Annotated in this window: 26 protein-coding genes and 1 tRNA gene; all 27 read right to left on the bottom strand. The window is 68.0% G+C overall.

The features are described from left to right. Nucleotides 1-113: 113 nt before the first annotated feature. The 27 genes from ACWH43_RS06680 to ACWH43_RS06550 all read right to left on the bottom strand — a co-directional run bounded on the left by ACWH43_RS06680 (nt 114) and on the right by ACWH43_RS06550 (nt 17,382). On the bottom strand, nt 114-692 hold the full coding sequence (locus ACWH43_RS06680; RefSeq protein WP_260347673.1) for a DUF4376 domain-containing protein: 579 nt from the start codon (nt 690-692) through the stop codon (nt 114-116). Beyond that, nucleotides 689-2,167, bottom strand: coding sequence for a phage tail-collar fiber domain-containing protein (locus ACWH43_RS06675; RefSeq protein ID WP_260347672.1), 1,479 nt, complete (start codon nt 2,165-2,167; stop codon nt 689-691). The genes ACWH43_RS06680 and ACWH43_RS06675 overlap by 4 nt, the downstream gene beginning before the upstream one ends. Beyond that, nucleotides 2,164-2,781: a phage tail protein I gene (locus tag ACWH43_RS06670; RefSeq protein WP_260347671.1), complete on the bottom strand. Its 618-nt coding sequence runs from the start codon at nt 2,779-2,781 to the stop codon at nt 2,164-2,166. The genes ACWH43_RS06675 and ACWH43_RS06670 overlap by 4 nt, the downstream gene beginning before the upstream one ends. Further along, the gene (locus ACWH43_RS06665; RefSeq protein ID WP_260347670.1) at nt 2,778-3,848 is read right to left on the bottom strand and encodes a baseplate assembly protein; all 1,071 of its coding nucleotides are present in this window, start codon (nt 3,846-3,848) and stop codon (nt 2,778-2,780) included. Before ACWH43_RS06665 ends, ACWH43_RS06670 begins: the two co-directional genes overlap by 4 nt. Beyond that, on the bottom strand, nt 3,845-4,240 hold the full coding sequence (locus ACWH43_RS06660) for a GPW/gp25 family protein (RefSeq protein WP_260347669.1): 396 nt from the start codon (nt 4,238-4,240) through the stop codon (nt 3,845-3,847). Before ACWH43_RS06660 ends, ACWH43_RS06665 begins: the two co-directional genes overlap by 4 nt. 6 nt (nt 4,241-4,246) lie before the next feature. After that, the gene (locus tag ACWH43_RS06655) at nt 4,247-4,483 is read right to left on the bottom strand and encodes a hypothetical protein (RefSeq protein ID WP_260347668.1); all 237 of its coding nucleotides are present in this window, start codon (nt 4,481-4,483) and stop codon (nt 4,247-4,249) included. Between the two features lie 27 nt (nt 4,484-4,510). Then, complete coding sequence (locus ACWH43_RS06650; RefSeq protein ID WP_260347667.1) at nt 4,511-4,783, bottom strand: PAAR domain-containing protein; 273 nt, start codon at nt 4,781-4,783, stop codon at nt 4,511-4,513. Next, nucleotides 4,783-5,259: a hypothetical protein gene (locus ACWH43_RS06645; RefSeq protein WP_260347666.1), complete on the bottom strand. Its 477-nt coding sequence runs from the start codon at nt 5,257-5,259 to the stop codon at nt 4,783-4,785. Before ACWH43_RS06645 ends, ACWH43_RS06650 begins: the two co-directional genes overlap by 1 nt. Further along, on the bottom strand, nt 5,256-5,837 hold the full coding sequence (locus tag ACWH43_RS06640) for a hypothetical protein (RefSeq protein ID WP_260347665.1): 582 nt from the start codon (nt 5,835-5,837) through the stop codon (nt 5,256-5,258). Before ACWH43_RS06640 ends, ACWH43_RS06645 begins: the two co-directional genes overlap by 4 nt. After that, nucleotides 5,834-6,316 carry a phage virion morphogenesis protein gene (locus tag ACWH43_RS06635; protein WP_260347664.1) on the bottom strand — a complete coding sequence of 161 codons (483 nt, stop codon included), beginning with the start codon at nt 6,314-6,316 and terminating at the stop codon, nt 5,834-5,836. The genes ACWH43_RS06640 and ACWH43_RS06635 overlap by 4 nt, the downstream gene beginning before the upstream one ends. Beyond that, nucleotides 6,313-6,741 (bottom strand): gp436 family protein, encoded by a 429-nt coding sequence (locus ACWH43_RS06630; RefSeq protein WP_260347663.1) that lies wholly within the window; start codon nt 6,739-6,741, stop codon nt 6,313-6,315. Before ACWH43_RS06630 ends, ACWH43_RS06635 begins: the two co-directional genes overlap by 4 nt. Next, complete coding sequence (locus ACWH43_RS06625) at nt 6,738-6,974, bottom strand: hypothetical protein (protein ID WP_260347662.1); 237 nt, start codon at nt 6,972-6,974, stop codon at nt 6,738-6,740. Before ACWH43_RS06625 ends, ACWH43_RS06630 begins: the two co-directional genes overlap by 4 nt. 258 nt (nt 6,975-7,232) lie before the next feature. Then, nucleotides 7,233-7,511 carry an HI1506-related protein gene (locus ACWH43_RS06620; RefSeq protein ID WP_260347661.1) on the bottom strand — a complete coding sequence of 93 codons (279 nt, stop codon included), beginning with the start codon at nt 7,509-7,511 and terminating at the stop codon, nt 7,233-7,235. Nucleotides 7,512-7,573: 62 nt separating this feature from the next. Further along, nucleotides 7,574-8,467 carry a Mu-like prophage major head subunit gpT family protein gene (locus ACWH43_RS06615; RefSeq protein WP_260347660.1) on the bottom strand — a complete coding sequence of 298 codons (894 nt, stop codon included), beginning with the start codon at nt 8,465-8,467 and terminating at the stop codon, nt 7,574-7,576. Between the two features lie 24 nt (nt 8,468-8,491). Beyond that, nucleotides 8,492-8,600, bottom strand: a tRNA-OTHER gene (locus ACWH43_RS06610). Between the two features lie 6 nt (nt 8,601-8,606). Beyond that, nucleotides 8,607-9,011 carry a hypothetical protein gene (locus ACWH43_RS06605; RefSeq protein ID WP_260347659.1) on the bottom strand — a complete coding sequence of 135 codons (405 nt, stop codon included), beginning with the start codon at nt 9,009-9,011 and terminating at the stop codon, nt 8,607-8,609. 33 nt (nt 9,012-9,044) lie between these two features. After that, a complete protein-coding gene (locus ACWH43_RS06600; RefSeq protein WP_260347658.1) occupies nt 9,045-10,028 on the bottom strand; it encodes a phage protease in 984 nt (327 codons plus the stop codon). 137 nt (nt 10,029-10,165) lie between these two features. Continuing rightward, nucleotides 10,166-11,284 carry a phage head morphogenesis protein gene (locus ACWH43_RS06595; protein WP_260347657.1) on the bottom strand — a complete coding sequence of 373 codons (1,119 nt, stop codon included), beginning with the start codon at nt 11,282-11,284 and terminating at the stop codon, nt 10,166-10,168. 227 nt (nt 11,285-11,511) lie between these two features. Then, a complete protein-coding gene (locus tag ACWH43_RS06590; protein WP_260347656.1) occupies nt 11,512-13,137 on the bottom strand; it encodes a DUF935 domain-containing protein in 1,626 nt (541 codons plus the stop codon). Between the two features lie 8 nt (nt 13,138-13,145). Beyond that, nucleotides 13,146-14,837, bottom strand: coding sequence for a terminase large subunit domain-containing protein (locus tag ACWH43_RS06585; protein ID WP_260347655.1), 1,692 nt, complete (start codon nt 14,835-14,837; stop codon nt 13,146-13,148). Beyond that, nucleotides 14,830-15,405 (bottom strand): DUF3486 family protein, encoded by a 576-nt coding sequence (locus ACWH43_RS06580; protein ID WP_260347653.1) that lies wholly within the window; start codon nt 15,403-15,405, stop codon nt 14,830-14,832. The genes ACWH43_RS06585 and ACWH43_RS06580 overlap by 8 nt, the downstream gene beginning before the upstream one ends. Before the next feature lies 1 nt (nt 15,406). Beyond that, nucleotides 15,407-15,706, bottom strand: a complete 300-nt coding sequence (locus ACWH43_RS06575; RefSeq protein ID WP_260347651.1) for a VpaChn25_0724 family phage protein — start codon at nt 15,704-15,706, stop codon at nt 15,407-15,409. Then, complete coding sequence (locus tag ACWH43_RS06570; RefSeq protein ID WP_260347650.1) at nt 15,703-16,065, bottom strand: DUF2730 family protein; 363 nt, start codon at nt 16,063-16,065, stop codon at nt 15,703-15,705. The genes ACWH43_RS06575 and ACWH43_RS06570 overlap by 4 nt, the downstream gene beginning before the upstream one ends. Further along, nucleotides 16,062-16,241 carry a hypothetical protein gene (locus ACWH43_RS06565; protein ID WP_260347649.1) on the bottom strand — a complete coding sequence of 60 codons (180 nt, stop codon included), beginning with the start codon at nt 16,239-16,241 and terminating at the stop codon, nt 16,062-16,064. Before ACWH43_RS06565 ends, ACWH43_RS06570 begins: the two co-directional genes overlap by 4 nt. Before the next feature lie 4 nt (nt 16,242-16,245). Beyond that, the gene (locus tag ACWH43_RS06560; protein ID WP_260347648.1) at nt 16,246-16,644 is read right to left on the bottom strand and encodes a hypothetical protein; all 399 of its coding nucleotides are present in this window, start codon (nt 16,642-16,644) and stop codon (nt 16,246-16,248) included. Continuing rightward, nucleotides 16,644-17,162: a lysozyme gene (locus ACWH43_RS06555; RefSeq protein ID WP_260347647.1), complete on the bottom strand. Its 519-nt coding sequence runs from the start codon at nt 17,160-17,162 to the stop codon at nt 16,644-16,646. The genes ACWH43_RS06560 and ACWH43_RS06555 overlap by 1 nt, the downstream gene beginning before the upstream one ends. Beyond that, nucleotides 17,152-17,382: a DUF7940 domain-containing protein gene (locus tag ACWH43_RS06550; RefSeq protein WP_260347646.1), complete on the bottom strand. Its 231-nt coding sequence runs from the start codon at nt 17,380-17,382 to the stop codon at nt 17,152-17,154. The genes ACWH43_RS06555 and ACWH43_RS06550 overlap by 11 nt, the downstream gene beginning before the upstream one ends. Nucleotides 17,383-17,427 lie beyond the last annotated feature (45 nt).

Raw genomic sequence — 17,427 nt, 5'->3', positions numbered from 1 at the left:
GAACATGGCGGCGCGCTTGACAGCGCCGAGGTCGGGACCGAAGCTAGGTGCCGAAGCAAGGCAAAAGGCCCCTGACCGGCGTCAGGGGCCTTTTCCGTCAGGCCGAGAAGCAATCAGGCGAACGCCGTGTCGATCTGCTCGGTGGTCGTGATCGTGCCGGCCTCGATCTGAACCTGCACGCTGCCTTCGATCGCGAAGGCGATGCGAACATGCTCGCGAGCGGCGATGGCGAGATCCTGAAAATCCGCGTTGCTGACCGGCCGGAAAACGTCGTCGGCGAACTTCCAGGGATCGTTGTCGACCCGGACACCGAGGCTGATCGCCAGCAGCTCGGACAGATACTTGCCCTGGCTCCGGTCATCCGTATGGATCGGCCAGCCGTTCCACACCGCGCCGCCCTGTTCGACCCGCCAGCGAAGGTCGGCGGCATAGGCAAGCAGCTCGGCCACGGTCGGGAGGGCGGGAGGCGGCGGCGGGGAGAATTCGCCGTCAGAGAACGACCATCCGGTCTCTACCTCTGTCGGCGCCGGCACGATCGCGGCGACCAGATCGGCGTGGAAGGCATCGGCAAGAGCCAATGGGCGCTCGATGGACTGGCCTTCGTTCTCAGGATCAGCAACCGAGACGGTGTCCGGCAGCTCGATGACCTCGACCACCACACCATCATCAATGCGTGCAAAGCGCTGCATCATTCATACTCCTCGACGATCACGCAGCCGCGAGCGCCTGAGCCCCCACCAGCGCCGGCCATCGATCCGATCGCCGCACCGGCCGACCCGCCGCCGCCATAAAGCCGGCCTGCCGGCCCGTTCGCCGTGATCGAGGTGAAATTGTTGTAGGCGGGGAAAAGCGGGCTCATGCCGCCAGTGCCAGCTACTGCCGCTGACCCGCTCAAGCGGAGCGGCGGTTGCCCGATCGATCCTGCGACGTTAAACAGATTGCCCCCCGAGCCTAGGCCGGCGTTGCCGCCGGGCCCCGAGAGCGGCGTGGTTCCGGACGAGCTTGCGGGGCCGGGGCCGCCACCCGTCGCGGAAAGCAGCGAGCCAAATGACGAGCTGCCGCCAGCCCCACCGTTATTGTTGCCGGCCGGCGCGCCCGCACCACCATTTCCGACCGTCACCACCTGAGATGCGCCAACCGTCGCGATATCGAGCAGGCTGACCGCCATGCCGCCGCCGCCGCCGCCGTTTCCTGCTGCGGCCTCGCCGGAGTTTGCGGCGACCGCACCCGCGCCACCGCCGCCGCCGCCGACGACGGTGACTTTCACCATCCGCGTCCCCGGCGATGGCGTGTAGGTGCTGGTCCCGACCGTGTCGAACACGAGCACCCTGCGCAGTCCCTTGGTCAGCTTGCTCAGGTGAAAAGGCGTCAGCGCGCAGTCCGTTGCAGCCTGCGCCGCTGCTTCGGCGTTGGTCGCCAATCTGGCGAAACCAACTGCTATGTCCGTCGCTAGGGCGCCGGCCCAGCCGGCCGCAGTCCTCTTCATGAACCGTGTGGAAGCACCTTCTCCCTTGCTCAGGTCGCAGACGAGATGGCCTTCCGGGACGCTGGCGAGCGCCCAAACGCCAACCCATTGCGCGAGGCGGTTGGCAAACCCGGCCCAGGCGCCGGTTGGGGCAGCGCCGATGACATAGGTCGCGCCGACAGCCGGCGCACCGGGCGGGGCGTTCATCACACCGTCGACCGTCATCCAGAAGGGCCTGACATTGCGGCCGAGCTGAACCTGCGCCTGGGGGTCGATGACGACGCTGATGGCGCTGGGATTGCTGACCGGGAGCTTGAAGCGGAAGGTCGCGTTCTGGGTCTGGCCCGAGCTCGGTGGCGGCTTGTAGCCGTTACCCATCCGGGCGACGCCGATCAGCTTGCCGTCAGCGCTGAAAAGCCCGGCTTCGGCCACGTTGAAGCCGTGGGACGGTCGGCCGAGGCCATCCGGCGTGTCAGCCGGGAGGACGACATCCACCACGATGGCGCCGGAGACGACGGCGACGCTGGCGATCGTCGAGCGATAGCGCTCGTTGACGAGCGTCACCTGGGCCTCGTTCGGAGGATACGGGACGCCGCTCGAATCGCCGAAGGCGACATGGCTGAGGACGAGATCGGCGCCGCCGGCGAGATCCGTCGCGATCGCGGCCTGGCCGATGGTGGTGGTGAGCAAGCCCGTGGTCATGCGATGCCCTCGATGATGGTGAGTGTCTCAACGAGCACGCCGCCGCCGAGATGGATGACGCCATCGGCCGCCTCGCCGAGATAGGCATAGGGTTCGACGTTGGTCAGGCTCTCCTCGAGGAGGCCGCCGCCGATCGCGATGGCGCCGGTGACGAGCTCGCCGGCGCCGAACACGATCCCCCGCGACTTCGGCTTGGCCGACATGACCAGCGGCCGGATCTTGCCCAGCACCCGGCCGACATCGTCCAGCGTGGTCTCGACGAAGACGCGCGCCGTGCCACGCCGGCCGAGCGGCACCTGGTCGAACCATTCGGTGAGCTCGAAGGGCCGCTCCGCTAGAGCCAGTGCGGAGAGCACGGCCTGCACCGTGCCTTTGATGCGGTGATAATCGGGGCTGTCGGCGATCGCCTGGCGCTTGACCGTCTCGGCCCAACCATCGTCCCACACATCGACCGAGAGCGCCCAGGCGAGCCAGGGCAGGAGCTTGCTCGGGCAGCGCCAGGCGTCCCAGATCGTCTCGATGACGATCGGGTCGATCTCGTCGAGCGCGGCCGAGAGGCCCGCGAGCTCGCGCTCGAAATGCGTGGCGCTGTCAGGCAGCAGGTCGAGGCTCATGACCAGCTCTCCGCGACGATCTCATGCGTCACGGTGACGGTGCCGAGCCGCGGCGCCACGAACAGATGGGCGGTGATTTCGGGCGCCAGCGGCTCGAAATCGAACTCGCCGACGCCGGCGAGCGCCGCTTCGGTATAGCCGGCGTGAGGCGCGTTGACGTCCGTGGCCGGGTCCGGAATCTCGACCTCGACGACATTGGCGTCGGTGCCGAGCGCGGCCGCGGCGATCGTCGCCTGGCGCATGCGCCGGCCGATCAGCCAGACCGGGCCCTCGATGTCGTCGCCGATCCAGCGCAGACGGCCGGAGCAATATTGCAGGATGCGCTTCTCGGCTTCGGCCTTGACGATGTCCGCCGAGGCGCCCTGGCGGATCCTGAGATGGGCGGTGACGTCGAAGCTGAGGTCGGTGGCGAATTCCACCGTCACCAGATCGCCCATCGGCCTGAGCCTGTCGCGGCTCAAGGCTTGCTTCACCGTGACGACCAGCGCCGCCTTCTCGGGATCCGTCAGCCCGTCGCGCGGCAGGATGACGACGCGGATCCGCGGCGCCAGCGTAACGCCCTCGTCTTCGGAATAGGCGGCGACGTCGAGCACGTCGCCCGAGGCCGAAAGGGCCCAGAACAGATAGGCTCCGACCGGCCCGGCGGTCGACCAGGATTCGGGCGCCAGCGCCAGGCGCTGGCGATAGGTCTCGTCATCCTCCATCACCGCCGTCGCCGTGTCCGTCGCCGGCGTGATGACGCGCCGCGGCGTGCGGTAATAGGTGATGCCGATATGGTCGAGCGCCCGGCCGGGGGCGCCGGCGAGCGTCAGCGCGCGGATGCGGTCGTTGATGCGCCCGCGCAGCAGGGTCTCGCGAAGGCTGCCGACCTCGAGCACGACCGAGGACGGATCCGGCTCGAGCAGCAGCGTGTCGACGGCCGGCAGCGACGGGTTGACGAGACGGCGCGCTTCCCACCTGGTGGTGAAGGTGGCGCGATCGCGTGCCAGGTAGCTCTCGAAGTCGAGCGCCTCGATGACGTCCGAGATCGGATATTGCGAGAGATCGACGGGAGTGAAGCGGCTCATGCTGCGGCGACCTCGACAAAGCCGTTGTCATTGGCCGTGATGGCGACGCTGCGCGTTTCGCTGACCGAATAGTCGCCGAGGTGGCCGCGCGGGAAGAAGATGCCGGCGATCTCGAAGGCGAAGACGCCGTCGGCGCCGCCGCGGGTCAGCCGGATCGTCTGCAGGCGAAAGCCCGGCTCCCAGCGTTTCAGCGCCGCGGCGACGGCGGCATAGACCTGCATGACCCGCTTCGGCGTGGCGTTGCGGTCCTGCAGCTCGAGCGCGGCGGAGCCGAAGGCGCGGCGCATCACCCGGGAGCCGACCCGGGTGGTGAGGATGACCGCGATCGACTGGACGCAATGGTCCCAGCCGATCAGCAGCCTGCCCGTCTGCCTGTCGATGCCGCTGCGCATGGCTGATCAGGCCGCCTTGCCGGACTTCTTCCTGGGCGGGCTGAGGGGCGCAGCGCCGGCCTCGGCCTCGGCCGCCTCGATCGAGCCGGAGAGCAGCTCGTATTTCGCCTCGTCATCCGTGAGGTTCAGCACATGGCCGATGACGGGAACGCGGTTGCCGTCATCGTCCTGGCGCGAGGGCACGCGCTGGCCGGCGACGAAGAAGCCGGCGAGCGCGGTGGTGCGGTAGGGTTTCTTCTCCATGGAAGGCTCCTTCAAAGCCGTTTGAATTCAGCCGATGACCTGCACCCAGGGCCGGCCGGTGGTGGCGTGGCCGCAATTGGCCTGATGGCCTTCGCGGCAGACGGGAATGCCGTTGATGGTCAGCCAGTCGCAGCCCTCGGCCATGAACGGCGCGGCGCTGTGGGGCGGAAACGGCGGATGCGGCGTGACCGGATCTCCCAGCACGACGACCAGATGGCCGCCGGCCGTGACGAAGCCCTGGCCGCCGGCGAGCTGGGCACCGCCGGCCGCATCGAGCCCTTCGACCGCGATCCCCGGCATCAGCCCTGCTCCAGCCTGATCTGAGCGGCCTTCAGCACGATGAGGCCGTCCGTGAGGGTGATGCTGGCGCCGCCGACCGAGATCTTCGCCTCGCCGTCCTTCACGGCGATCGCGGCATTGCCGATCTGCAGCACGTCGCCGTCGCTCTCGGCCGTGCCGGGAGAAGGCTGATCGTCGACGGGGCCGCCCGGCAACACGCGCGAGTGGATGCCGAGCTCGCCCCCGGGCGAGAAGACCAGGACGGGCTCGCCGATACCGATCTTGCTGAAGCGCGAGACGCCCTGGCCGTTCTTGCCCGAGCACGACGCCTGCGGCAGCAGCGGCGACGAGAAGGGCTGGCCGCCGGCGCCGGCGTCGTCGAAGCGCACCTTGGTCTTGCTGCCCTGGTTGGATTCGGCGGTGCCGACCATGATCAGCGTGTTCATGCGGCGCTCGAGCGCGGCGAGGCGCTTGCGCAAATCCCGCTCGCCCCTCATGGCGAGGCCTCCGGCAGCGGCACCACCTCGCCGTCATTGACCTGGTAGCCGGCCGGCGGCAGGTCGAGCGCGGCATTGCCGAGGCCGGCCTGGACCGCAGGCCGGGCGAGCAGCGCCTGCAGCAGGCGCCACTTCACCTCCATCAGGGCGATCGCGACGGCGCGCTTGTTCGACTGCTCGGAAACGGCAACGAGCTGGTCGCCGAGATCCGCGGCCGTCAGGCTGGTCAGGCCGACATAGGGATCGAGCATGAGCGAGCGCGCGCAGGCGTCGAGCAGGCCCAGCGCCGCGAGATCCGCCGAGGAGAAGTCGGGACTGGCCGGCCCGATCCGGCCGGCGACGACGACGATCGCGACCGAGACGTCGAGATCGAGATCCGCGCCTGGCCCCTTCACCGGCTTGGCGCGCATGAAGCAGACGCGCGCGGTCGGCGCCCTGGTCGAATCCTCCAGCAGGTCGGAGAGGTCGAAGCGGTCGAGCTCGACGCGGACCTCCGTGAAGACCTTGGCGTCGGTTTCGTCCTTCAGCGCCCGCAGCTGGCCGCCGATCGCCACGAGCAGATCCGAGAGGCGGCTCATTTGAACAGCCTCCGCAGATATTCGACCGCCGTCTGGACGAGCTCGGCGCGATCCTCGCCCGAGAGGCCGACATAGGGCCGCGCCGGCATGGTGACCTTCTTGACCCGGAACAGCCGGTTGCCGGCCGAGAAGACGAGCGCCGAGGCGCTTTTCGGCACGATGACGCCGCCCTCCTGGTGGATGCGGGCATAGACCAGACCGGAGCCGATAACGGCCCGCGTGCCGGCGACGACATAGTCGATCGAGCGGGCGAGCGCGCCGGAGAGATGCAGGATCGGCGTCCGGCCGACGCGGTTCGGCTTCCATGCGGAGCCGTCCGGCGCCGGGCCGCCGGCGATGATGCGCTCGCGCGTCGACTCGCGGATGAGCCGGGCCATCGCCTCGAGCAGCGTCTCGCTCTCGAAGGGGTTGAGCCTGGCGAAGAACTGCTCGACCTGGGCGAAGCCGGAAAGCTCGATCTCGATCGCGAGCGCGCTCATTCGAGCTCTCCCGACCAGCGCCGCGGCTCGGCCGAGAAGAACGAGCCGCCGCCCGAGACCGCGCTACCGTCGCCGCCGGATCCGGGCACCGGCGTCAATTCGACGATCTCGGCGTTGCCCTTTGCCACGTCCTGGAGGAAGGCGAGGCGCATCTTGTAGCGCTCCTTGATCTCCTCGGACATGCGGTCGGCCGCCGGCGCGAGCTGCCAGCAGGCGATGTCGATGGCGCATTGCTGCAGGATCGGCGGCGGCGGAACCGTGATCGGCAGGACGTAGCGCTTGCGCAGATAGGGATCGATTACCGCCTGGGCGGCCGTGATGGCGCGCGCGACGGCGACGTCCGTATCGACATCGACCGGCATCAGCGTCTCGAGGAAACGCGCGCCGTAGATCGTCTCGATATCTGCGCGGGTGGCGTAGCTCATGGAAGCTCGCCGGTGTCAGCGAAGTGCTGAAGGGCCGGAAGCAGCGCGCGAACGAGTTCCCGCGAGAGGTGCATCCGGTTCTCGTCGTCGAGCCCGAGCCAAATGCACTCGGGCGGCGCCATCAGTGAAGATTTCTGCAGCGAGCAGATCTGGTCGTTGACGTCGATGAAGCGCGCGATCTTGAAGCCGCGTTGCGTGGTGCCGAAATTGATCCGGATGTTTTCGCCAGCCATGGCACGCTCCAAACGAGTGCGGCGGGCTTGCACCGCCTCCGGGACTTTCCCCTGTCAGCCGAATGCGCGTCCGGCTCGCCTACTCACGTCTCCCGGCGCCGCGCCTCCCACGACGGAGGTGATGCGGCCGTTGCCCGTGGACGCTTTCGCTCCTGGCATTGGTGGCGGGCGGCGGGCTCAAGCCCCTACGGTCATGCCGTTCCCATCGGGTGCTGGGGCCTCGCGAGCCGTACCAGACCGCCCTCTCGGGGTATCTCGTCAGGCTGCCGGCCCGGCCTCATCCTTTGCCGGCCGGAGAGACAGCTGCGGATCGTCGAGGATCTGCTCCCACTGCTCCTGGCTGATCTCGTCGAACTCGATCGCGGTGCCGGCATGGCTGAATTCGAGGCCGGCGCGGCGCCGGCCTTCCTTCGCGGTCGCGGCAACGAGGACGCGGCCGGAACTCGGCTTGCGACGGTCGCGGTCGATCTCCTGTTCGACGGCATCAGCAGCGGCGGCCTCGGCAGGGCCGGCTTTCGACTTGCTCTTCGGGTCCATGGCGATCTCCTACGGGCTTGCCAGAGCCCTCCTGGCGGAGGGCTCGACGCAAACCCGGCGGGTCAGCCGAGCCAGGGCGCGACGACGAGTTCGACGCGGCCATAGTCGAGGTTGGACTCGCCGCCGGCCAGGTTCATCTTCTTGACGATCGTCTCGCCGGCGGAGCGGTTCGAGGGGCCGACCAGGAGGACGTTCGGCGTGATCGCCAGCGGCGCGCCATAGTCCTTCTTGAACAGGGACATCGCGTCGAAGGCCGATTTGAAGTTGGCCGCGTCGAGCGGCGCCTTCGAGCCGAAGGCCGTCTGCCAGAAGCCGAAGCCGGCGGTATTGCGGCTGTCGGCGCCGTAGACGAACTCCTTGCGCATGAACACGGACTCGTCGTCGGGATTGTCCATGGCGGCGAAGGTCGGCTTCTGCCGGTTCTGGAAGATGATCGGCCTTACCGCCTTGGTCAGGTCGAGCAGATACCAGGGATCGCCGGCGCCGGCCTGCATGTTCGAGACCGAGGTGACCGAGCCATCGGCGTCGAGCACCGGATGATCGGTATCGAAGAAGAACTGGCCGTCGAAGCAGTTCGTGTCGAAACCGCGGGCGAAGGTCGAGAACACCAGCTCGTCCGGCTGGCGGGCCGCGGCGTCGCCGAGCATGGTCATCAGGGGCGCGAAGATGCCGAAGCGATCGTCGAGGATCGCGTTGCGGGTCACCTTGACGGTGTCCTCCCAGTCCTCGTTGACCAGGCGATAATCGCCGGTGCCGACATTCTTCAGCTGGCGCTCGCCGATCCACTTCCGCATCCCCGGAATCTGGTTGAGGAAGGGATAGAGCTCCTCCGACGTGGTCGAGGGCACCTCCGTCGCGAAACGCGCCCACATGGAGGTCACCGCGGCAAGCCCGGCCACGAAATTGGCGCGGTAGCCGGTGGTCAGCATCCGCAGATTGCTGGAATTGATGATCATGGACCGTCCTCGCGATCAGGTTTCTGGTGCGGGGGGCGGATTTGAACCGCCGACCTCCGGGTTATGAGCGGCGATCCGGGATGTTTCCCGGATCGGTGTAAGCGTCCTCGGCGCTACCGCTGCGCCACCCCGCCGATTGTCAGGAAATCTCGACCCAGACGCCGGTCGCCTCGACCTCGAGGACCTTGCCGGCCTTGGACCGGGCACTGGAGCCGTCGGTCTTCGCCACCGTCTCGTCGTCGACGATGAAGCAGTCGCTCAGGACGCTGGCCTGGACGCAGGCGTCGGACGCCGAATTCTTGAACTTGAAGACGCCGCGCTTGACCGTGACCGAGAGCGCGCCAGCGGCGCCGCCGGAATTGTCGATCGTCTCCTCGGCGCGCCCGGCCGCCTTCAGCGTCGTCGCGACGGAGCCCGGCACGGCATAGCCGGAGGCGTTCACGGCGACGAGCGCGCCCTGGAAGATCGCGGTCGCAGCGGCAACCGGAATGACGAGCAGGTCGCGACCGCGCTCGATGGTGTCTCTGGGCTTGCTCAACGCCATGGCGGCGCGCTCCTATTTGAACGTGGTTTGAAATCAGGCGGCGCGCGCGGCGAGGAACGCTTCCTCGGTCACGCCGAGAGTGGCGGCCATCGCCTTCTCCGCCTCGGAGAGCTTGCCGGCGGCGCCCTTGTCCGGATCGGCATTGTCGAGATCCGCGTCCGCGCCCGCCTTCAGCACGACGGGCATGGCGTCGATCGCCGCCTTGGTGCCGTCGAAGTTCGACTTGGCGAGCGCGAGGTACTGGTCCTTCGCGGCCGGGGCGATCTTGCCGCCCTTGATGGCGTCCTCGACCAGTGTCGAGCAGCGTGCGGCCTGGGCGGCATCGTCGGCGTCCTGGAGCTTCTTCTCGGCCGCGGCGAGCGCGGTCGCCGTCGCGTCGTGCTGCGCCTTCGGCACGAACTTCGCCGGATCGCCGGCCTTAAGCAGGGCGATCGCCGAGACGGCGTCGGCGGCCGAGGCGGTCTCGGCCAGGCCGAGCGCGATCAGGATGTCCTTGAGCATGGTGGCTCCATTCTGGGGAGTTGCGGAAGCGAGCGCCGGCATGCCGAGCGCGGGGGCGGCGACGAGCGCGGCCGCCTTGATCAGGCGGGCCGTGATGCCGTCCTCGCCGAAGTAGAAGGTCGGCGAGATGTAGCGGTAGGCCTTGGCCTTGAGCGCCGCGACGGCGTCGGGTAGCCATTCGACCCGGCCGAAGAGCCCTTTCGCGCGTGCCTCGACCGCGACGATCCAGGCGCGGGCCGGCTTGGCGCCGAGCGTGAACGTGAACTCGCTCTCGTGCTCAAAATCGATCGGCAGCTGCAGGCCCTCCGCCGCGAAGGCCGCGGCCAGGCGCTCCGGATCGAAACGGAAGGAACGACCGTCGCGGGCGGTCACCGCGCCGCGCGGCGTGAGCTGCACCCACTCGGGCGGCTGCTGTTCGCCGCCCGCCTGCGCCGACGCCATCACGACCTCGAAGGCGGCGATGCCGGCGACGAGGCCTTCAGACAAGGAGCTGCAGAGGGCGAGGCGCTTGTGCATGCCCCGCACCATGGCGGCGGCCGGAAACGAAAAGGCCCCTGACGGGCGTCAGGGGCCGTGATTTGGATTGAGCAACAGGATGGACTATAATCGGTGCGCGGTCGAGACAGTACCTCCGTCCCTGTGACGCGCGGGAGTTATGCCCCGCCGGCCGCGTCTTTCCTCTTCAACCTGTCGGCCTGCCATTCCTCGACGCGATGCGCGCTGTTGAGCAGCACCTCCTCGGCCGCAGTGCGCTTCAGCACCACCATGAACGGCTTGCCGCCGATACGGACGAGCACGCGCAGCTTCTCGTCACCGTCGACCGCCTCCGGCTGGTCGAGCCCCGCCTGCAGCACCGCCCAGAAGTCCGGTCCGATCTCGGGGTGCTTCACGACAATCTTGGCCGCATCCGCGACCGAAAGAGCGACTGTGCGGCTCGTCGTTCCGAGCCTGGCCGCCAACGGATCCGGCAGCACGGCCACCGGCCAGCGTAGCCGGCCGGCTCCCTGCTGGGCCGGATCCAGGCGCCGGTGATAATCGAAGCCGGCGCCGTTCTCGGTGACATAGCTGAAAACGGGATCCTGGCGCAGGTGCCGGACGGCCTCCCGCCGCGCCTCCGAGCCCATCCGGTCGAGGCGAGCGACCAGGCGCCGGCCGGCCATCTGCTCGCGGGCGCGGCCCGGGTTGTTGTCCCAGCCGGGATCGATGCCGGCCGGCACGAGCCGGCTTTCCCCTGTTGTCCGATTCGTCCAGGGCCGCGGGTTGAGCGGCGGCCGGGTGAGCTGCGCGCCCTCGCGCGGCACTGCCCGGGAGCGCACCCGGCATTTGCAGCGCCAGCCGTTCGGCGGGTAGTGCGTCGACCACCAGGGATCGTCGACCGGCAGCGTCGTGCCGACCCATGACAGGTGCAGCGGGCGTTTCCGCTCCGAGGTCGAAGTGAGATATTCCAGCCAGGGCAGCGCATCCTTGACGCGCTGGATCCTCGCCCAGTCGCCGGCGGCCTCGGCCGAGCGGATATTGGCGTCATAGATTAGATCGAGACGACGCAAGGATCCGACCTGGACCTTGGTGGTCTCGCCGGTGCGCGGATCGATGACGCGCTTCTCGCCCCACCAACCCTTCGCCTTCAACAGCGGGACGAGCTCGTCGCGGAACTGCGCGAACGGGATCCGGTCGACCACGGCCTTGCGCGTCGCGGTGCGGATGTCGTCGAGCACGTCGAAGCCGGCCGTGCGCGCCACGGTGAAGGCGAGAGCATGCTCCCGCGGCGCCACCTCATCCCATCGGAACGAAGGCCGCGATGGCCGCCGATCGAAATACTCGACGACCGGCTTCGGCGCGGTGGCAAAGAGGTCTTCAACCGCCATTGAATGCCGAGCCCCATAAATGGCCCAGGACGGCCGTTTCCGATTTCAGCCCCAACGGCCGCCGGATTTTTTTCAAACTGGAATTCAACGTCCTGTGGGCCATCCAGGCCCCTTCCGGGAGGCCGGGTCCGCTGTCAGTCGAGACCGGCATCGCCACGGCCCCGGCCGATCATCGCGCCAATGCCCAGCCGGCGCGCCAGGCGCTGCACCGGCAGATCGGTTCCGAGCCGGTTCAGGGCTGCCTGAAATTCCTCGTAGGAGCTCGCCTCGTCGGCCGCGGCCCGGATCGCCGCGACGATCGGCGAGAGATCCGGTTGCCAGCCATCGAGCGCTTCGGCGACGAGCTCTTCGACCTCGTCGGGATCAGCCTCGGGATCGTCGGCGGCAAGCCGGGCCGGGCCGCATGACAGGCAGATGCGGGGGTCCAGCCGATAGGCAGAGGCCTTCTCGACCGGAGTCTGCGGCGGAGGCCTGCCAGCTCCGGGCGGCTTGCCGGCACCCGCCTCAGCTGCCGAAGGCGTCCGAAGCAGCTTTGCGCCCGCCGCCGGCTCCTTCAGGCCGACGACGTCGTAGATCTGGCTCTGCTCGACCTCGAGGCCGCGATCGACGAGCTGGGCGAGCGCATTGGCCCAGACCTGCAGATCCTTCCGCTCCGGGATGGGGAAGTGAACCTTCGGATAAGCCTTCTGCGGCCCGAAGTTCAGATCCACCACCGGGCGGATCAGCTGCTCCATGAGCGTCAGCTGCAGGTCGCGCGCATCGGACTTGCGGATATCGGCGCGGACCTTGTCGAGCACTTCCTCGCCGGCCTTGCTCGAGGCCGTGCCGTCGCCGGGTTTGCCGATGACCAGCTTCGAGACCTGTTCGTCGATGAAGCGGACATTGCTCTCGAAGGGCTTGTCGCTGAAGCCCTTGGTCTCAATGAGGTCGATCTCCATGCCGATCGGGATGATGGCAGCGGCATCCCGGCCGAGATTGCGAACGGCCGAGAGCAACACGGCGCGATCGTCGGCCGAGGAGCCGGGCGAGTATTTACCCAGCCGCAGCGGCATGCCGTAGATCTCGAGGAACTGGGCCCAATCGCGCATGCTGAAGCTCTTCAGCATGAAGGACCAGGCGCCGACCCGCGCCAGGCCGTTGCGCGCCGGCAGGCCCATCTTCAGCAGCGGGACATGGGTGATGAACTTCAACGGATCGAGCGGCACGCCATCCGGCTCGCCCTGGATGCGCAGGCGGAACTGGCTGCGAGTCTCGCGGTCGAACTGGAATAGGCGCTGATCCCGCCAGATGTAGCGGCGCGGGATCCATGCCGATCCGGTTTCCCAGATGGTCTCGACATGGGCATAGCCCTTGTTGAGGCCATCCATCAGCATGTCGGGCAAGGTCTGGAAGGCCGGCGTTTCCACCACGTTGTTGCGCAGGAAATCGGCGATCTCGACGTCGCGCTGATCTTCCGAGGCCGGATCGACCTGGGCATTGAGAGACGTGACCGCGTTCTTCCGGGTTTCGAGCACGTAGCGATAATGCGGCTCGCGCTCCTCGATCTCCTCGGCCAGCGTCAGGAAGTCGTAGTCCTCGCCCATCGCAGCGTCGCGGAGCGTCCGTGCCAGGCGCGCCGGGTTGAGACCGGGCGCGACCGCCTCGTCGAACTGGTGACGGATGCCGGTGAGCTCCGGCACGGCGCGTTCCCTCGAGAGCGCCGCCCGGTTGATGCGCATCGGCACGCCATAGGCGTCGAGCCAGCGGAAAGCGTCAGCCATGTGTCACCTCACCAGAGACCGTCGCGCCGACCCGGCATCATGACGTCGTGCGCCTGGTCGGGCCGTGACCAGTGCCTGGGATCCCGACGTGTGATCTCCTCGAAGCCCTTCCGCGCCGACTGGTAGCCGTAGGCGTCCATGGGCTGCCTGGTTGCCGCATAGGCCAGCACGATCGCCATGCCGGCATCGCCATGACGCATGCCGCCGGCACCTGCAGCCGTTCGGACATGCGGCAGGCAGGCGATGCCCTTCACCATCTTGAAGGCGCGTAGGTCCGCACCGACCTCGGCGTCGCGCGGGATGGCGATCATGTCATCCTCGAAGGCCGCCTTCACCGGCGGCATCTCGACCCGGTACCACTCGGTCGAGAGCTTCACCTCCACCATCTGCGGCCCGAATTTCTGCAGACCGGATTCGGCCAGGGATGCGCCGATGCCGGTGGCGTCGGTACGGCCGCCGATGAAGCGCGGCAGATTGCGGACTACGGCGTCGCGGATCTGCTCCTGCTGCTGGAAGGGCACGCGGAAGAGCTCGACGACGAAGGGCACGACGCGGCGCATCAGCCGCGTGATCTGCATGGGACACAGCACCGAGAGATCGCGCTGGCGACCGACATCCATGCCGAAGCCGCTCATCAGGTTCTCGTCGAGCGTCGCTCGCATCACGGGCAGGAGCTCCTCCTCGATCCAGCGATCGACCTCGGCGCGCCTCCTATGCTCGGACTCGAGGTTGAAGCTCTCGGGGAAGGACAGACGCAGAACCGGCGCGTCGTGCATCCGTGCCTCGATTAACGGGCCGGGCAGCCAGGCGCCGGAGCCCTGGCTTGGAATGCAGTAGAGCTCCTCGTCGGCGCCATCGCCATATTCGCCAAGCAGCTTCTCGCGCCAGTCGGCCTCCTTCTCCGCCGACCATTCGCCGTGCTTGTGGGCGTTGACCAGGCACATGCGCTCGAACAGGCCGTCCTTCAGTGCATCGTCCAGGTCGAAGCGGACGAGGCCGTATTTCTTCCGGCCGGCGCGGATATCGGTGATCGCCTGGTTGAAGGGGTTGTCGACGCCGTTATGCGTCGAGATCACCAGCACCTTGCCGCCCCACATAAGGAACGCCAGCGCCGCCTTCAGCAGCTCGGCGAGATTGTCGACGAAGGCGGCCTCGTCGAGGATGGCGAAGCCCTGGCGGCCGCGCAGGCTGCGTGGCTTCGACGACAGGGCCACGATGGAGAAGCCCGAGGCGAAGTCGATTTTGAGCGCCTGGACACCCTTCTCGGAGCCGTCGTCGAAGAGCGTCTCCGAGATCTCGCCGCAGACCTTCTCGAACAGCCGGGCCCACATGGCCGCAGCGTCGATGAACTCCTTCGCCATGTCGTGGGACGTGCCCATGTAGAGCGTGTCCATGCCGCCGTTGTTCCGCGGCGAGGCCGAGCGCAGCACCGCATCGGCCGCGGCGCCCCAGGTGGCGCCGGTGCGGCGGGATTTCTCGACGAAGACGACGTCGTGCAGCTCGCAGGCGAGCGATATCTTGCGCTGATAGCCGAGCAGTGCCGGCGTCTCGCGCCAGTCTGCCGGCGTCGCGCGGCCCTGCTCGGTCCGGATCTCGATCCACTCGCCGCGACTCGGTCGGGAATCGACATCGCCAATCGCGGCCGTGACGCCCTGGCGCAGCGCCTGGCCCGCAGCCTTCAGGATGTCGCTGTCAGCCATCGCGCACCCCGAAGAGCTCGCGCTTGAAGGCTTCCTTCGCCTCCGGCGACAGGCCCTTGAAGGTGCCGACCTTCTCGATCGCGGCGTCGGCCTTCCTGGCAAAATCGCGCTCGATCATCTTGCGGGTGTCGGCGCTGATCTTCTTGGCCCGCTCGGCCGCGCTGATCGCGGTGGCGAAATTCGCCATCATCTCGGCCGTGAGCGGGCTGGCCTTGAGGTTGCCGGCGTTCTCGAGCATCTCGAAGACAAGCGTCTTCAGCGTCTCCGAGACCATCAGCGTCAGATCCTCGTCGCCGCCGTCCTCGAACTTCGTCGCCAGCGCCGCGGCCATCTCGCGGACCTCGCCGAGGCGATGCGCCATGCGGGCGGTGCGCACCGCAGCACGATTGAAGGCCGAGGCCGAGATCGGCGCGATGCCCTTCAGCTTCAGGCGCAGGTTCAGCGCCTCGCGGATATCGTCCTGCGTCTGTTTGCGGGCGCGCAGCTCGCCGAAGGCCCAGGCGACATCCTCCTCAGCCTCGATCGGCAGGAGGTCGATGGAAGAGAGACGCCCGCGCTTCGCCGCCATGTCAGGCTCCCGGGCGCGACGGACGCTTCACGCCCTCGATGACGAGACGGCGCGCGACATGGTCGGAGCCCTTCGCCGTGATCTGGGCGACGCGGACCGTACCGGCCTCGACCAGGGTGACGGCGCTCATGTCGCGCAGCCAGTTGAGCTCGTCATGGACCCAGTCGCGGCTCTTGCTGATGCCGAAGGTTTCGAGCCCGAGCCGCAGCAGTTCGGAATTCAGCCGGCCGTCCGCCTGCTCCTCGAGCGAGCGCAGGATGATCAGGCGCGCCTCCTCGCGCATGAGACGGTCGAAGCTCATGCTGCGCGCGCTCCCTGCTCGATCATGAAGTCCTGCATCCGGCTCGCCATCGAGGCGACCGGCTTCAGGCGCTCGTCCATCGTCTCGAGGCGGCCCTCGAGGCGGCTGATCGCCATCTCCATGCGATGCGCCGTATCCTTGTCCGGCAGATGCTTGATCTCGGATTCAACGCGGAAGACCCGGTCGTCGAGCACGTCGAACTTGTCCGCCAGGGCCTTGATGCGGCCGTCACGCTCGCCGAGGGCGGCTGCATGGGCCTCGCGCGTGACGAACTTGGTCGAGAGGAGGAGCACGGCGAGCGAGCCGAGCAGCGAAAGCACACCGCCATAGGCCTGCAGGAAGGTCAGCACGTCGTTCACCGCTCCACTCCATCCACGGCCGAGGGCCGCCCCAATCCGAAGTGCTGGCGGACCAGGTAACCGTCCTCCACCGCCAGCGCGCGCTTGTCCTCGCAATCGGCCAGCGCCAGCCGATGCTCGGCGATCGCGACCTCGGCGTTCCGATCGACGCCCGGATCCGTGCAGGACTCCCTCACCTTGCTATCGAGCTCCGGAATGGGCGCCCGCGGGTCCAATGCGGATGGCCTGGAGCCGCAGCCGGCGAGCATCATCGAGCAGGCAAGCACCGGCAGCAGGCTTCGCACGAAGCTGTTCCACGAGGTCATTGGTTTGCTTCTCTCGCTTCTGGCTTTCGACGCGGACCTCCGACAGGCGCTGCGCCATCTTCGTCTGGATCTCGATCGCGGCCTGCCGTTGCCGCTCCATCGTCTCGACGGTCTGGCTGAGCGTGGCGATCTCGCTCTTCTGGCGCGCGATCTCAGCCTTCTGCGCCTGCCGCGCGCTGCCGGTGAGATCGCCGTAGAGCCATGCGACCGCGACGGCGGCGGCCAGCAGGAGCGTGGCGTAAGGCTCGGGGATGAGCTTGAGCAGGAGGCTCATCACAGGCCCTCCAGGCACAGCTCGAGCTCGCCGATGCGCTGCGCGTCGCCATATTCACGGCGACGCCTCAGCCCCTCGACGACCTGTCCACCGGCTCGGTTGAAACGAGTGAAGGCCTCGCAGCTCTCGCGGTATCGGCCCTGGCGGGCGAGGTTCGCCGCCGTCGACCTGCAGATCGTGCCGACGCCGAGGTTGTAGGCCGTCGAGATCGCCACCGCCCGCCAGCTCTTGGGCTTGTCGTCGAAGCCGGCGATGCAGCGCGTCAGCGGCAGGTAGTAGTCCTGCATGACGCGCTTGTTCAGCATCGCCTTGCATTCCGCAGCCGTGAACCGCATGCCGGGCCGGACGGGCTTGCCGTCGATCCGCGTCTCGCCGATGCAGATATCCCAGATCTTGGCGTAGCGATCCCAATGCGACGAGAGGACCAGCCCCTCCCAGGGCTGGATCAGCGCCGTCGTCGCCAGCGTGATTGCGGTCGCGGCGCCGGCGATGGCGATCTTGGCGCGCCTACTCGCCACCGGACGCCCCCGAGACCGATTCCTGCGCGACCAGGCGCGCGATGAAGGCGCCGGCGGTGGCGGCGAAGGAGAGGCCCGCGAAGACGCCGGCCGGCACGTCGATCACCTCGCGCACGAGCGGCAGCGCGATCTCGGCGCCCGACAACACGCCCGCGAGGACGATGAGGCGGATCGACCAGGCGTGCTTCAGCACGCGCTTCCAGTTCCAGACGAGTTTCAAGGGCTGCTCCGCGCCGGGCGCGTGCCCGGAATTCTGGTGCAGAGT

Source organism: Allobosea minatitlanensis, assembly GCF_964020775.1.
This window is presented reverse-complemented; position numbering and strand designations above follow the sequence as displayed.